Below are 16,332 nucleotides of genomic sequence, written 5' to 3' on the forward strand. Positions count from 1 at the left end.
TAAGCGGTCAGTATAAATAGAAAGAGCCGGAGGGCTGCAACCATCCGGCTCGGCCTGTCTTGCGACAGGCGCTGTACAATGGGGTAACATTATAAAGCAAATGCAAATTAATAAAATTCTGCATGTAGGACTTCTATGTCTTCTTACTTTTTGTAGCTGGGCTCAACAAAAGGATGGCAGCTTAACTGGAACGGTACGGAATGCTGATGGTCAGGCACTTCCTGGAGCATCCATCAGCCTGGCCGACAGAAGCGGAGGTACGTTCGCCGATCCACAGGGAACATACCGGTTGGAGAATTTAAGCGTTGGTAAACACACCGTTGTTATCTCCCATGTTGGCTATCAGAAAATCAGTCAGGTGGTTCACCTGCAGGACGGTCAGTCGACTCGACTGGACGTCGTTCTTAAGCCGGAATTCAACGAATTAAATGCGGTTACCGTAATTGGTCGTACCGAAGTTCAGGAGGTGAACCGGCAGGCCTTCAATGTTACCGCCATTGATGCCAAACAACTTTATAATTCCACGCTTGATCTCAGCAGTGCACTGGACCGGGTTTCCGGCGTACGGGTTCGCGAGTCAGGGGGGGTAGGCTCTAATTTCAATCTTTCCCTAAACGGTTTCTCCGGCAACCGCATCCGGTATTTCATTGACGGAGTACCCATGGACAATTTCGGTTCGTCCTTTCAAATCAATAATATTCCGATCAACACCGCTGAACGGCTTGAAGTCTATAAAGGGGTCGTTCCGATCTGGCTGGGTTCGGATGCGTTGGGCGGGGCAATCAACATTGTTACCGGCGATAGAAACCGGAATTATGTGGATGCGTCGTACTCCTATGGCTCATTTAATACGCACCGCACTGTCGTAAACGCAGCGATTACGAGCAAAAGTGGCTTTACGGTGCGCCTAAATGCTTTCCAGAACTATTCGGACAACAACTACAAAGTAACCGTTGATGCCGCCGACATCTATACCGGGGCTTACACGCCCAATGCCGTAGTCAGGCGTTTTCACGATACATATCACAACGAAACGGTGATTGCCAGTGTAGGCGTGGTGGGTAAAAAATTCGCTGATCAGTTGCTGCTTGGGGTTACGCTTGGAAAAAATTATAAGGAGTTACAAACAGGGGCCAGAATGGTGGCGGTTTTTGGTGGCTGGCACAGACGGGGCAATATCCTCATGCCAACGTTGAAGTACCGCAAGGCAAACCTGATCAAAGGCCTTGATGTAACCCTGAACGCGAATTACAACCTGGGCAAAGAGCAGAACATCGATACGTTGTCGGCCCGATTTGACTGGTACGGTAATTCAAAGCCAAATCCGAACGGGGAAGGCCGCGGCCGCAGCCTGTCGAAATACGGCAATAACAATGGACTCATCACCGCTACGGCTAACTACAGACTAACGGAGCGGCAAGCCATTGCGGTGAGTAATGTTTTCAGTACGTTTTACAGAAAAGGTACGGATGCCTTTAACGAAAGCTTCACGCAGGGTGATGTACGCCCCCGACTCAATAAGAACGTAATGGGAGTGGGCTACACCTACGACGTGAAAGATAAGTGGAGCACCTCCATTTTTGGCAAATATTTACACCAGAGTACGCCAGGAAAGATCCCATTCGACAAACTTGGTTATGGGGTGGCTACCAGCTATTTCCTGACGCCCGGTTTTCAGTTGAAAGCATCCTATGAGCAAGCCAACCGGTTGCCGGAAGCCAACGAACTGTTTGGTGATGTGGAACTAGTACAGGGCAATCTGGCCCTCAAACCCGAGCAGAGTCAGAACATAAACCTTGGATTCAACTACAATTTTGCCGCTAAAGAGAATCATCGGTTTATAGTTAATGCAAACGCCATCTATCGCTATTCCGATAATTACATCTATTCCCGGTTCAACCAGAATCAATCGGCGCTGGTGCTGGATAACCTCGACGGCGTGTTTACCCTCGGCGGTGAAGGCGAAGTCAGGTACTCCTACAAACGATTGGTATCAGCGGGTGCAACCCTCACGTATCAGAAGTTGGAGAACCGGCAGCAGTACGTGTTCGACAGCAACGGCAATCTGGTCCTGAGCCCGGTCTACAAAGATCAAATGCCCAATATTCCGTACTTCTTCGGCAATGCGGATGCTTCGATTACACTGAGGGATTTAGGGCAACCAGGAAACGTACTGAACATTGGCTACAACCTGCTATATGTGCATAAATTCTGGTTGTACTGGCCCAGTCGCGGGGGCGATAAATTGAGCATTCCCCAGCAGGTTAGCCATGATCTGAACGCAGTATATAGCCTGAAGAATGGGCGATACAATATCGGCCTGGAAGCACGTAACATCACTGACAATCGCCTGTACGACAACTTCAGCTTACAGAAGCCCGGGCGGGGCTTCTACGTTAACTTTCGCTATTTCTTCAATTCGTTTAACATATAATTCTATGAAATTTAGATCGACTCTCGCGCTGGCTGTCGCTGCGGGAATGCTGTCCTCATGCAGCGAGAAAAGTGAACCAGCACTCGACAATCCAGGCAATTACATATTAGCGGTTAGCCCGGCTGCTTCAACCGGGGTGGCGGATTATCTGCTGACGGCTCAAAATCTGGACACCGGCACTATCTCCACGGCAGGCAATGGGGTGGAGCAGGACGGAACGTACCGTTACTACGTAACGCACAACGGAAAGTTCTTTAGTATGCTCTACGGTCAGGGTAATCCCGGAGCCGTTACTGCCTACAATATCCAAGGTGGTAAGCTGACCAAACTGACCAATTTTCAGACCGAAACTGTACAGGCTTTTGCGCCGGTTAATGATGACCTGCTGCTGTTTAAAATTTCAAGAAGCCTGACGGCGCCAACCTCAAGCTGGTACAAGGTGAATACGAACAGCCTGACTATCTCTTCGGAAGGTACTGTGAATACCCTCGACCTGACCGGGTTGGGTGAACTGGCTCATTTTACTTGGATCAAACAGGTGGGCACCAGGCTATTTGCTCCGTACCAGACGATCAACGATCGAAACTTTAACACGGCTTATCCTAATCAGGCGTCCATTGCGATTTTCAATTACGCCGACATGAAGCTTGAAAAAGTGATCACGGATAAGCGGGCCAGTTTTATTGGTAAGTATTTCCAGGATGGCCTTTCTATTCAGGAAAATGGGGACATCTACGCATTTTCTCCCGCAGCAGCCACAACCGGTGGAACGATTTCGACTACTAAACCCTCCGCTATTCTGAAAATCAATTCCGGCACGACTGAGTTCGATCAAAACTATTTCTTCGACGTGGAAGCTGCCAGCGGTGGGATGAGCATTACTACCTGGCTATACGTAGGTAACAATACGTATATCGTGAACGCTGCCGCAAAGGCTGAAAAAACGGGTGGGTTCCCAGCTGGTAAACGTATTGGTATCGTGAATGTGGTCGATAAAACCTACAAAGCCGTTACGGGCATGCCCGAGGTAGCCAGCATTTCCAACCTGACCACCAACAACTATACACCCAAAGATGGCAAAACGGGCTACATCGGGGTCAACTTAACGGATGGTACCAGCTATATCTATAAGATTGATGCCAGCACGCAAACGGCTACCCGTGGCCTGAAAGTGGAGGGCGGTGCCGTTACCGCCGTCCAAAACCTGAAATAAGACATTCTGATGCTACCGAACCGGAAGCTTTCAAGGATTTTCCGGTTCGGTAATTTTATCCAGCACAATTGCCCAATCACTCTCAATGGCTTATGATCACCACCTTATACTTCATCCAGTTTATCGCCTTTTATCTTTGGCAAATTACGGCGCCTAAACGTCAGCCTGTGGGCGATTTATGGACCTACGCGCTGGCGAACAAATCGCAGACACGTCTTATTGGGGCAGCCTTATTACTGGTCGCCTGCGTGGGGTTTGTCTTTCAGTGGGGTCTGGCGAGCGGCATCTTTGGCTTTTTTGTAGGGTTGATGGCCGTGGGTTGTCTTTCGGTGGTCATCGAGCCGTTTAATTACCTGCGTATACAGAGCGTTGCTGCAATTTACGTGTGTTGTGTGCTCTTGGAAATAATTCTCTAGTTATGCCAGCCAATAAAAAATACCTGACCAAATCGCCCTGGATAAAATTATCTAAACTACTGGCGGGCTCACTGGGTGGCTACCTGGTGACCGTAAGTTTTCACGCGGCCCTAACCCGCGTGTTTCCGAAGGAATACGTCATGGTAACCTCCTTCATAACGGGCTACCTACTCTGGGCAACGCTTTTACTGGTTGCTTTCCTGATTCCGCAAGCCTGGAAGACCTGGGCCATCTATGTACTGTTAGTAGGGGTATTTTCAGGCATTTACCTTAGTTAGAATCGATTACGATTATGGATAACAGGAAATACAACATTTATTTCAACACCCATACGGTTAGCGGCATTATTATTTGCTCGATTTTGTACGTCATGTTTTTTGCCGGTTCATTCTCGTTCTTTAAAGACGACCTGGCTTCGTGGCAAAAAAATGAGTCCTATTTGAGTCCTGAAGCGGGCGTAAAAAAAGATTTTAACGGCATTCTTGATTCACTCGCCAAGCATCATACGTTAAAAGGGCGTGATTTTGACATGACGATGCTACGGCATCAGGCGGGTGTATACGTATCGATGAGTGCCTCGCACGACCCGATCGTGCAAAAACTAAAGAAGCCGAAAAAGAAACCGGAAGGCAGGCGTGGTCGGGGCAGAGGCCGGGGAGGAGATGATGATTCAGCGTTCTTTACGTATGATTTCAGCAAACAGCAGGAAGCGGATTACGCGTCAAGTTATAGCATCGGTGAATTCTTGTACCGGCTACACTTTTTAGCGCAACTAAACCAGGTTTTTCCTTTCCGCATTGGCGTACCCTTTGGGTATATGCTAGCCGGTATTGTCTCCTTTATCTTTCTGTTCGCCCTTATCACCGGGCTACTGCTGCATTGGGACAAGATTGTATCGAATTTCTTTACGTTCAGACCCTGGAGTAAGCGCAAGACGCTATGGACCGATCTGCATACGGTTCTGGGGGTGATCGGGTTTCCGTATCAGCTCGTGTTCGCGATAACGGGCGTCATTCTGATCTTCAATTCGTTCCTCATCGTTCCCTATACAAAGTTGTTTTACAAGGGCAATGACGAAAAAATTTATAAGGATCTGGGCTATGGCGTGAAGCAGGAATTTACTTATGCGAACAAGGCGTTGACCGCCAAATTCGATATCAATCAATTGGTTACGCAAACTGAACATAAATGGCAAAACAGCGATGTCAGTTTGGTTGCCATCCGAAACTACGGGGATGAAAACATGCACGTAGTGATCCAGGGAAAACCCCATACGGATGCCCAGCTAAACGGACAGGGAGAGTTCGTTTACCGGATACGCGATCAGAAGATCCTTTCGGAACATACCCCGCTGGAACCGGCATCGTATATACATACGGTCAGAGGACTCATTTTACGGCTGCATTTTGGCGATTTTGGCGGCAGGCCCCTGCGGGTGATTTATTTCGTTTTGGGAATTCTGGGCTGTATTGTTATCAACTCAGGTGTCATGATCTGGCTGGTAGCCCGAGACAATAAGAACATTCCAGCTCGTAAACGGACATTCAATTTCTGGACAGCCAACGTATATATCTCCTCCAGCTTAAGTATGTTGCCCGTTACGGCTTTTACCATGACAGCCCTACTGTTCCTCACTAAACCGGGCCAATCGGATATCTATCATTGGTACTTTTATTCATGGCTCGCCCTAAGCGTTTACTTCCTCATTCGGAAAGATCTCGCCCTAGTGAATCGGCAATCGTTACTCTTATCCGTCGTAACCTGTTTTGCGCTACCTCTAGCCAACGGTGTTATACGTGGTAACTGGTTTTGGAACACCTTTCAACGTAACGCTTTCGACATCCTGTTTATCGATGTACTTTTTCTTTGCCTAGCCATTATCAGTGGAGTTATTCTGTGGAAGCTAGAGCAGCAAAAGCGTTCTCAGACAAGTCCAGCACCGGCAAAGGAGAAAGTTGGGCAGTTAGGTGCTGCCTGATAGCGTATTCATCTTTTCTGATAACACACCAGCCTTCCTGATTCATTTAATTGTCTCTTTTAAAACCTTGCTATGAACCGATTACGCTTTATTATCCTGATTGTTTTTGCCTTCAACGTAGCAGACGTATATGCCCATGCGTTATGGATACAGACCAGCCCAACTGGCAAAAAGGGTCAAAAGCAAACAGTTACTGTACTCTATTCTGAACCTGGTGATCCATCTGAAAAGATTAGCGACTGGTATTCCGATGTTAAATCATTTGAACTTTGGCTAATCGGCCCCGGTGGACAGAAAACCAAGCTACCTGTAAGCCCCGCTCAGGATCATTTCACGGCGGAATTCACGCCCGAGCAGGACGGAATTTATACACTAGCTGTAGGTCATGGAGCCAAAGATCTAGGTGGCACTACCAAATATCAGTTTAATGCGACCGCAGCTGTAACTGTTGGCAAGGTAGCTTCCTTGTCAGTAGCGCATCCAAACGAGTTAAACGTGTCGGTGTCCGAAGCCGGGAAGGGTTATGTTGTGGGGAAGCCAGTCGCCTTAGCCGGTATTTTTAATGAAAAACCGGCCGATAAACTACGGGTTGCGGTTCACTCACCCAGCGGCTGGAATAAGGAAATTCAACCCAATACCAACGGTATCGCCGAGTTTACCCCCCTCTGGCCAGGTCGCTATTATATTGAAGCCAGTAAGACTGACAAGATGGCCGGGGAACAGGATGGCAAGCCTTATCAGGCTATATGGCGCTGTGCAACCTACGTGATTGACGTGGCAGAGAAGTAGTCATGTGGCCGCATTGCCATTCCGTAAGTGCGAACTATCCAAAAGTCTTCTAGAAGCACATTTAACAATATCGTTTAATGCCCTATTTACGGACTGTGAGACAACCCTCATCTCATGTGGGAGCGATTTGCGAGATTAGGACAGAAATTATTAATCTCCTGAATGATTAGCTGCTTTTCAGATGCACTGCGGGTTGAGAGCCAGCCATCTAAGCCACGGCTTGTCGAAGGTAACCAGTTACTCTTCGTCGGTCAACGATTTGCCGCTAATCATATAATACAAGTCCGACTCAGATAGTTTAGAGAAAGACCCCGGGGCGCCCTGATGCACCGAGGCGACTTGATAGAGAGGATTGTCGATCGACTCGGTCGATAGCTGCTGGATGGCGTATGTCCGCACCTGATCCGCGCCGATGGATAATTCGACCTCAAACAACAGGGGATCTTCCGAGATAATGGTTAGGTGGCTCACGCACGCATTAGTGTTAGCCATAACGGGCGTCTGCTCTCGGTAAGCCGTCGATAGGTAGCGCAGGATCGGGCTTGGGTTTTCCATGATGGGACTAATATACGCAGTAATTTCTTGGGCGGGTAACAAGCAAGGGAGCTGAATCTAAAATCTAGTGTGTTTATAAAGAGCGTTTTCTTACTTGACCTCATAACACATTGATCAGCTATACAAATTACTGTTGGTGGACCATTTCGTATAAATGGGAGCACTCCCCCTTAGTTGCTTATCGAACTAATACCATATGAATCATCTGTTGAGCAAGGCTCATTTTTAACCCAGCCTACCACCGCAAACAGCGGATCACTCCAGCCACCCGGGCTACGATCAAGGGTCTTTATTTGGTCGAACAGGCCGGTTTGCTCATAATACGAACGGACCAACTGCTGATGGCCTAGATCATCGAGCGATTGCCAGATGGCAACGGCCTTGGTAGGAAACATGCGATTGGAGAATACGGTCAGGAACGGACTGCCGGGCCGCAGCACGCGCGCCAGCTCCCGATAAACAATCACCGGCTGCGTCAGGTACTGCACCGAAACGGTTACCATGCCACCGTCGAAGGTATTATCGCCGTAGCAGAGGCTGGGTCTTTGGTTCAGGTTCTGTACCACGTACTCGGTGAGTTGTGGGTTGGCCTTCAACTCGACCTCGTTCATGCCCAGTCCGGCCACGCGTCCGTAGTGTATGTTGGTAGGCAGGTGGCTTACCCAACTGCTCATTAGATCGAGAATGTTGCCGCCAGCGGGCAAATAGTCGGCATATAAGTTGGTGGTGGCCCGGACGGCGGCCTCGTCGATGTGGTTGACCAGGCGGGGCTGCCCGTAAAATTGCCGGTCGTCGGTTTCGTCGTACCGTTGAAATGGATTAGTAGCGGTCATAAAAAGCAGGTAACTGATTAGGAGCCTAACCGATCGTTTATAGGGGATGTTTTGCTGGATCAGGCGCAAAACTGATCAAGAAAAGAGCGAACTTACCCACCATACTTGGGGGTATTCGGTAAAAGAGGGTTACCGTTATTGAATTCGGAGCGTTTTTTAGAGAATGATACTCAATTGGTCAACGATCCACAAGCTAGGTCATATCTTGGTTAGCAGTTCCTTATTTGCCTCCCTTCTTTATACTTTGATCGTTTGAAAACTGTTGTATAGTGAATTCTATATAGGGAAAAAAGGAAAACAGGCCCCAACGTAATTACTTTACTAACGCCAAAAATACACGTAGAGAAGGGGGTATATATAGTGAACTCTAACCTTGTAACTAAGTTATTAGTTATATTTAATATCGCATTTATAAACTGATTAATCATGAAGACTTTATTCGTGATAGTAGTCGCTTTCTACTACAGTTTCCTCCCCTCTCAGGCTCAGACCAAGGGCATTGTCTTTCAGCAAGGTACTTGGAAAGAAGCCTTGAAGAAAGCTCATGACGAGGGTAAGCTTCTTTTCGTTGATACCTACACTACTTGGTGCGGACCCTGTAAGCTGTTAGAACGGGACGTGTTTTCGGATGCAAAGGTGGGTGAGACATTTAACACCCAATTCATCAATGTGAGGATTGATGCCGAGAAAGGGGAGGGCATTGAACTCGCCAAAGCGTATCGCGTCTCGGCTTATCCGACGATGCTCTTTGTCAATTCGACGGGTCAATTAGTTCATGAGATCATTGGCTTGATCAAGACTGATAAACTGATCGGAGAAGGGGGTATTGCCCTGTCGAAGCGAACAGGCAGCTTAGGGTTAACTTTTAAAGGAGCACAAAGGGAGAAGTCATTGGCGGACTGGAACAAAGAATTTCCCTTGCATAAGAACGACACTAGTTTTCTCTATAACTATATTCGAATACGTCATCAAAACAACGTACTTGATGGCAACAAGCTATTGGATGAATACATCGCGTTGTTGCCCCAGAAAGAACAGCACTCTACCAAAAGTTTATTATTGATGAGTCAATGTTTAGAAACCTTTGATACACGGGCCGGCCAAGTTTTTGCTCGCTATATTGCCGAGGCTAACTTATTGGAAGATCAGGGCTACAGTATGGGTAGAACGTTCGGTTTTGCTCGAGCTACCTTTTCAAAGGCCGTCGCCAAGCGTGACACATCGATCCTAAATGCTTATAATCGAATTATCCCTGTTCTCAATAAAATGTATGCGGCCTATACGATTCAAGATCAACAAGACTCCCTTGCGCTTGTCCAAGCTAACCGGTTACGGTACTTGAAAGAAACAGGTGATACGGCCGCTTATCTACGGACCATACCTACTTACGTTGAGTCCTACCTGCTCAGTCTGACACCGGAGCGCTTATCTCAGAAAGACAACCAGACACTCAGTTGGTTTATGAGGCCTTACCTAACCGGAAAAGAAGATAGTACGCAGGTACCTGGTTTTGCGGACATGAAGCGTGGGCTGCACAAAAACCGTACGCGAGCCATCGCTGATCAACTGAATACCTTTGCTGCCGATTTTTCAGCCATGCATGCCGCCGAGGGCGAACTTAGTCCCGCCCTTGAGTGGACTCAACAGGCCCAGCAGTTGTTCTACAAGACTGATTATGTATTGACCGAAGCCAATCTGTTAAAAAAGGCTAATCGTCCTTCTGAAGCCCGAACCGTTCTTGAGCGAGGCATTCAGGATGCCCAAAAACGGCAAGTAGACTACCAGGCATTAACGACCGCCTTGACCTCCTTTAAGTAGGAATAGTTATAAACCTGCAATCCGTCGCATAAAACGCCCAGTTTGAGCGATGATATCCGAATGTAAACAAGCTTTCCCAGTTTTACCGCTGCTCAATCTCAAATTGCCATCTCGCAAATCAATGTATCATTTTCAGTGATGAGTGTGAGTTAATGATACATCGTAGACTGCCAAGTGACGGATTTTCGGGGCCGCCCTAGCGGTACCAAACGGCAAGTGCACCCTGGTGGGTATTCAGACTGTAATAACCTGCTTCTGAGCGTTGATCCTACCTCTATCCTCTACTAATATAGGAAGTATTAAGAACTCCTTCTATAAGGCTATAGAAACGCTTAGATAGCTATTAGCCGTGCAGTTATATCTTTCTTATCGTCAGATCCGGTTTTATTGTAGGTTCCGCTGATGATATAATACTCAAATCTCACTTACAATAAGGAGGGGTATACTCCTACAGTAGTCGCCAGCTTTATCGGTTTAATAAGGGTACCTGCTCTCCTAATCTACAGCCTTTCGATAGGCTTATTTAGCTTTGTTTCGAGGGAAATTTCCTGATCACTTAACTATAACAAAAAGTACGATACTATTTATTTGCCAGTTTAGTCTCGTGTTTAGTATGTATCTGGTAATCAGGCTAATAATATACTAACTATAACAAAAAGTACGTTTTTTTTACTCTGAAGCGTGCGAATTTATTTCAACAGTGATCTTGAGGAATATACTGTAAATCAGCACGGTAGAGCGCTAACTATAACAAAAAGTACGGTATATATTACTGATTTGAGTGGCTGTAGTTAAACTCCGAAAAAAGCTTATCTACTGATTATTAAGTAGTTAGAACCAAAGTATAACAAAAAATACGTTTGTTTTTTTTGTTTGCTGCTGAAGTGCTTATTCGGATTTAGCTCAGTTTACCCTCATACTCATGCAGATAACTGCTTAACTATAACAAAAAATACGTATAAGTCGAATTTATTTGGCCAAAAAAGGCTATCGTTAGTGGATAACCTATTGATTTTCAAGCACTTAACCTAATTATAACAAAAAGTACGTTCGTGAGATCTTTTTTCATAGCCAGTAATTGATTTTTGTTTTTCTCGCTGGATATTTTCGTGAATAGCCTTGTTTTTTTACCCTTCTAAACTCTGATATCAAAGATTTGTGAAAAGTCAATTCTTTTATTTGTATATTTATTTTGATCTTTGAGAGCTATTTAACTTTCTGATCCTTAACAGCTTATGAAGTCTAATTATAACAAAAAGTACGGTTTCTATAACAGTTTATACGGTTTCTATAACAGTTTATACGTTTTGTCTAGCCTATGATATAACAAAAAGTACGCGGTGGAAGAACAAGTATAACAAAATGTACGATACCATATAACAAAAAGTACGGTGGAGATGTGGATAAGTTTCAATTGCGTTATGTTCGTAGTTGGTTTATTTTTGTGGACATGGCACGCGGGCATAAAACACAGACACTTATTTATCAGGGCAATACCCTGACGACGGCGCGGTACGAAATGTCGGCCCTACAAAAGGACATATTATATGTACTCCAATCAGCGATTAAGTCGAATGATGCGGCTGATCAGGAGTATATCCTGCGTGTGCGCGATATTATTATTGATCTAGATCGAGATCCTAGTAATGGATATACCAATTTAAAGAAGGCTTCCTGGGGGATGATGGACATTAAAATGGAGATGTTCATTAATGGAGAGTATGTGCAGGTAGTCCCCTTTTCCCGCTTTATTTATAACGAAGGTGAGGGGACGATGCGGGTCACTATAGATCCTATCATGCGAGGTATGTTAACTAACCTAAAAGGGGGTAACTATACTACGCTTGGAAAAGAATCGGCAATGAAGGTGACTGGTAAATACTCGAAGCGGCTTTATGAAATGATTTCTCAATGGAAGGATATAGGTATATTTAGTATAACTATTACCGAGTTGCGATCACGTCTAGCCTTAGTTGATACTGAAACTGGGAAAGAATTGTACTCAATGATCGGTATGTTCATGGAGCGTGTTATTGATCCCTCAATTAACGAAATTAATCAGCATACGGAATTATTGGTTCGGTATGAACTTATTAAGCAGGGTCGAAAATATACAGGACTTCGGTTTAAGATTAGCAAAAACTCCATAGAACAGGAATTATTTCTGCCCACACCAACCGATTCCATAGGTATTCTATCGGAAAAACTGGTTAGTCGGTTTGGTTTACGGACTGATCAACGGGATACAGTTATTGAAAAATATGATCAGAAGCTTATCAATAAAAAGATTTACGAGATTGAAAAAATGATTAGTGATGGACAGATTAAAAACATTGGTGCCTATACAGCAAAAGTGTTTGGTGTGAAGTAAAAAGACCTTGTTTGTACTGTAGCCCTTTTCTGTTACTTGTTGATTGAAAAGCCATGATGCACAGCAATTCTTATGCCCAAAATTTTGGACATGCACTTAAGCGTTAATGTTCATTTGTTTAGCGCTAACCGGCTCTATAGATAGTATTTATTATGATGGGGCCTGTGAAGTCGGTCAATAGATTAAGCGAAAAGTTAGAAAAAATGGCTCCCTTACGCAAAATAAGTATCTTTTAACTGAGCTCAACTAAAATCTGCACTTACTAATGAGCTTTGCGAAAAGTTTGCGCGATTATTTTGGCTCAATCGGCTGGTGCGGCCTTACCTACCATACCTTTCTCCACTTACTTCGGCTTTTAGAGCAGGCTAGTATCAAAGCTTATGCTTAGTTTATAAACCATAATTACAAGGTTCTAAAGCATCTAATTCTTATACCTAAAGCGACTTATAAGTCAGTGCCACAATCAGGCTATTTAATGGTTAATTTCACTTTACTTTTACAAGTAAACAAGCCACTACTAATTAATTAGATCGCTAAATATCAGTAGTTTACGTTACAAAATAACCACTAATATTAGTATAAAGCTTAAAAATTAGTATTCCAACAAGTTTACTTTAAAAATGTATATATATACTAAAAGTATTAATTAATTTGGTTTAGTAAAGGCTTGTGTAATTTCAATAGATAAGAAAACATGTCTAAAAACGGGTTTGTATTGATTTTACGTCTCATCATTTAGCAAACAAAATAGCATTTGTATATTGCATATTACCTGATTTATTTACTTTTATAGTAAATAAACGATTCACTAATTTATGGCCAAAAAACCCGCCAAACGAGACGACGAAGCACCCCTGGAGGGGCTCCGCACCGTCCTTAGAACCCAGGCTATCACCCTTACCCCGGGCATTAACCAGATTAGCAATCCACCCCCAGCAGATCAACACCTGGAATATTACTTCATCCCCATGCAATATATGAAGCAGTATCAGGCCTACAACCGGCCCGGTAAGCCCCTGAAAAACCTAAAATTGGTCAATTATGACAAGCCCGCCATATCGCTTTCTTTCTTTTACAAGCACAAATACTCCATTGAACGCTCGGTCACCCACGGCGATGTGGTGCAGCACATCAAGAATTACCGCGATGAATTGCTAAACCGATCCCTGATGGAACAACTCAGTGTGGGCCAGCTCAAAGAACTCCAACAGACGGATGGGATATTGCGTACTATCCGGGAGCAACCTGATGCTTACCAGGCCTGTTTTTCCAATTATTATCACAAGTATTACTACTGGTATTGTAATTATCGCTATTTTGATGATTTGGCAAGTATGAAAACAACCACCTCCAGTGAGCATTTGCTAAAGCACACCGAGCGGGCGGGTCATGAAGTACATGAACGACTAAACATCATCTTCATTGATCCCGAGTACATTTCTGAACCGGTACCCCATGACCACAAATTAATTGACCGAGAGCTGAGTACCTTTCCTATTCAGCTTCGGCAAGGCATTACCACCTTGTATCTTCGGAAGGACTGAGCAGGGAGCTAGTAAAGGCAGCACGAATAAAAAAAGTTTTCGGGGTTGCTTTGCCGTTTTATAGGGCACCGATCATCTTTAAAGATCGTCACTTGGCAATCAGACAGCGAACAAACAAGTAGTGATTGTATGTACCCAGGCCCCTGATTTTCTATTCATTTAGTCGTACACGCCTGCATCTGATTAGGAGAGTTTATTTCTTTTTATTTGGGAAGATTGCCTGTGTGAGGGCTTTTCGGTAAGCATCGCCAATGGGAATGAGCTTGATTTGACTTTCTTTCTTTATACCCAGCTGCTCTTTCTCGACTAAATCAATCCGCTTCTTGGCAACAATGTAGCATCGATGAACGCGAATAAACAGTTTGGCAGGCAGTAGCGCTTCTATATCGCTCATGAATAGGTGTAAATTGATGCGATCAGTCAGCGTGTAAATGGAAACGTAGGTTCGTTCGCTCTCAATCCAGAGAATGTCGCTGAAGTCGATCCGTTGCATTTTTCCATCCACCCGCACATACGTGTATTCCTCCGACTCAGGTTCATCGGATGAAATCTCCAGTAAGGAGCGCACTTTGTTAACAGCCTTCAAAAAGCGCTCAAAGGGAAAGGGCTTACACAAAAAATCGACCACATCATAATCGTAGCTGGGTAGCGCATACTTAGGATAAGCGGTCGTTAAAATATAATTCTGTTTGTTGCCCATTATCTTGATAAATTCCAGGCCATCGATGGCAAAATTGGGCATCTCTATGTCCAAAAAAACCAGCTTAACCGGATGCTTCTCTAGAAAAGTAAGTGCCTCACTTGGATCGGTAAACGAACCCTCAAGGCTTAGAAAAGGCACTTTGGCAATATAGCCAAGCAGGTGATCGATTGCCATTTCTTCGTCATCGACGACAATACAGGGAATAGCCATAAAAAGAAGTGATATATACTTACGTTTGAATAATTAATTGGCACGTGTACTGGCTCTCATCCTGGTTAACGGTATAAGAATACCGACCTTCATACGTTAAATCCAGCCGTCTGATCAGATTCGCCAGACCAATCTTATTCGACTCTGGCCGGTTCTTCTGGTTTTTACGATTACTGGAGTAAAAACGGACACTGGTTTGGGTCGTCTCGATTCGAATGATCAGGGGATGATCCGCCTCATTCATTTTCCCATGTTTGAACGCATTCTCCACCAGGTTAATGAAAATAAAGGAAGGAATCATCTTTTCGGCCGTCATCCCTTTGACGGTAAAGTCGATGAAAAGCTTCGTTTTATACCGTTCTTGGTGAAGGGCAATAAAATGGTTCATGTAGGTTATTTCGCCGTCCAGATTGACTAAATTCAAATCATCCTGCATGCTGTAGCGCATGATATCAGAAAGCTTCAAGATAGCCTGTCCTAATTCGGGCAACGCTTCCGAACTCTTGATATAGAAATGATACAGCGTGTTGTAGAGAAAGTGAGGGTTAATCTGGGATTTCAGGGCCCTTAACTCCGCCTGCAGTGTTTGTTCACTGAGTTGAAGTTTTTGTTCTTCGGCCTGGCTGCGTTCCCGTTCTAAGGCCAGTTCCTGCCGTTTGGACGTATTGATGGCTTCCTTGATTTCTTCGGTGACGGTGGGTATGACATTGAACACATCCAGGGTAATACTCATGAAGAAATAAGCCGTAAAAAAGGCAATCAGAATAAAGACCAGCCAGGTGTTGAAATAGCGGGAGATGGTCGGTGGATTCAGCGAATGAGCGTTTAACTCCTGTTGACGGACTAAAGCCCAGGGTTTGCGCTGGGCCAGGGCTACCTCATACCGGGCCGATTCAGTTGGCGTTAGATAGTTGAACCGGTCGGAATAGCTATGCTGACTAAACGAAACGTAAACCAGAATGCCCAGCACCAGCACAAACCAAACGATGGAGGCCTGCCGCCCCAGCAGCATAGCGGATAGGACAATCAGGGAATGAGCCAGCGCAAAATCGGTCAAAATCGCATCACTACTGGGATTGCCGACCCCCAACATATGACAGATGCTCATCAGCATAATGGAAATCAGGCTAGCCCAGCGAAGGACGATATCGAACGGTTTATCATTGGTGAGCGATATACTTCGATTGAAAATGACAATGGATTGTTTTCCCAGTAATAGTAAGCCGTTATAAACAAAAGAGGCCAGGTTCGCCATACCGACCCCTGCATAGACGTAGCCTAAAATGGGATGCGGGACAAAATGCCCATTCGCCAGCTTCTCCATAATCAGAAAGATTGGCGTTAATAGTATATAACTGGCGTTCAGCATCACCAGCAGCGTTCGCTGGGTTCGGCCAAAGGGTTTGGTTAGCTTCAGCCTGGAATTTTCTAATAGTTCCTGTAGACCAACTTCTTCACTTCTCATAGT

Annotated in this window: 13 protein-coding genes; 9 read left to right on the forward strand and 4 right to left on the reverse strand. The window is 45.1% G+C overall.

Translation table 11 applies throughout. The features are described 5' to 3' along the window. The first annotated feature begins 100 nt into the window (after positions 1-100). The 6 genes from ACYVAM_RS28465 (at position 101) to ACYVAM_RS28490 (ending at position 6,830) form a co-directional block, all read left to right on the forward strand. Positions 101-2,434: a TonB-dependent receptor gene (locus tag ACYVAM_RS28465; RefSeq protein ID WP_461073489.1), complete on the forward strand. Its 2,334-nt coding sequence runs from the start codon at positions 101-103 to the stop codon at positions 2,432-2,434. Between the two features lie 4 nt (positions 2,435-2,438). Next, positions 2,439-3,647: a DUF4374 domain-containing protein gene (locus ACYVAM_RS28470; protein WP_461073491.1), complete on the forward strand. Its 1,209-nt coding sequence runs from the start codon at positions 2,439-2,441 to the stop codon at positions 3,645-3,647. A gap of 92 nt (positions 3,648-3,739) precedes the next feature. Further along, a complete protein-coding gene (locus ACYVAM_RS28475; RefSeq protein ID WP_461073493.1) occupies positions 3,740-4,063 on the forward strand; it encodes a hypothetical protein in 324 nt (107 codons plus the stop codon). A 2-nt stretch (positions 4,064-4,065) separates the two neighbouring features. Beyond that, complete coding sequence (locus tag ACYVAM_RS28480; RefSeq protein ID WP_461073495.1) at positions 4,066-4,341, forward strand: hypothetical protein; 276 nt, start codon at positions 4,066-4,068, stop codon at positions 4,339-4,341. Positions 4,342-4,355: 14 nt separating this feature from the next. Further along, positions 4,356-6,041: a PepSY-associated TM helix domain-containing protein gene (locus ACYVAM_RS28485; RefSeq protein ID WP_461073497.1), complete on the forward strand. Its 1,686-nt coding sequence runs from the start codon at positions 4,356-4,358 to the stop codon at positions 6,039-6,041. A 72-nt stretch (positions 6,042-6,113) separates the two neighbouring features. Continuing rightward, positions 6,114-6,830: a DUF4198 domain-containing protein gene (locus tag ACYVAM_RS28490; protein ID WP_461073499.1), complete on the forward strand. Its 717-nt coding sequence runs from the start codon at positions 6,114-6,116 to the stop codon at positions 6,828-6,830. A 237-nt stretch (positions 6,831-7,067) separates the two neighbouring features. On the opposite strand, the gene ACYVAM_RS28495 is transcribed toward ACYVAM_RS28490, so the two are convergent. Next, entirely contained in the window at positions 7,068-7,427 is a 360-nt protein-coding gene (locus tag ACYVAM_RS28495; protein ID WP_461073501.1) for a hypothetical protein, read from the reverse strand. A 128-nt stretch (positions 7,428-7,555) separates the two neighbouring features. Further along, on the reverse strand, positions 7,556-8,218 hold the full coding sequence (locus tag ACYVAM_RS28500) for a methyltransferase domain-containing protein (RefSeq protein WP_461073503.1): 663 nt from the start codon (positions 8,216-8,218) through the stop codon (positions 7,556-7,558). A 426-nt stretch (positions 8,219-8,644) separates the two neighbouring features. Here ACYVAM_RS28500 and ACYVAM_RS28505 point away from each other — a divergent pair, with 426 nt between their 5' ends. The 3 genes from ACYVAM_RS28505 (at position 8,645) to ACYVAM_RS28515 (ending at position 13,951) form a co-directional block, all read left to right on the forward strand. After that, positions 8,645-10,036 (forward strand): thioredoxin family protein, encoded by a 1,392-nt coding sequence (locus tag ACYVAM_RS28505; RefSeq protein ID WP_461073505.1) that lies wholly within the window; start codon positions 8,645-8,647, stop codon positions 10,034-10,036. Between the two features lie 1,399 nt (positions 10,037-11,435). Further along, complete coding sequence (locus ACYVAM_RS28510) at positions 11,436-12,407, forward strand: replication initiation protein (protein ID WP_461073507.1); 972 nt, start codon at positions 11,436-11,438, stop codon at positions 12,405-12,407. A gap of 815 nt (positions 12,408-13,222) precedes the next feature. Next, positions 13,223-13,951 carry a hypothetical protein gene (locus ACYVAM_RS28515; RefSeq protein WP_461073509.1) on the forward strand — a complete coding sequence of 243 codons (729 nt, stop codon included), beginning with the start codon at positions 13,223-13,225 and terminating at the stop codon, positions 13,949-13,951. A 193-nt stretch (positions 13,952-14,144) separates the two neighbouring features. Here the strand turns inward: ACYVAM_RS28515 and ACYVAM_RS28520 are convergent, their stop codons facing one another. Further along, positions 14,145-14,864, reverse strand: a complete 720-nt coding sequence (locus ACYVAM_RS28520) for a LytR/AlgR family response regulator transcription factor (protein ID WP_461073511.1) — start codon at positions 14,862-14,864, stop codon at positions 14,145-14,147. A gap of 19 nt (positions 14,865-14,883) precedes the next feature. Next, on the reverse strand, positions 14,884-16,329 hold the full coding sequence (locus ACYVAM_RS28525) for a sensor histidine kinase (RefSeq protein ID WP_461073513.1): 1,446 nt from the start codon (positions 16,327-16,329) through the stop codon (positions 14,884-14,886). Positions 16,330-16,332: the final 3 nt, after the last annotated feature.

It is taken from the genome of Spirosoma horti, from assembly GCF_054776595.1.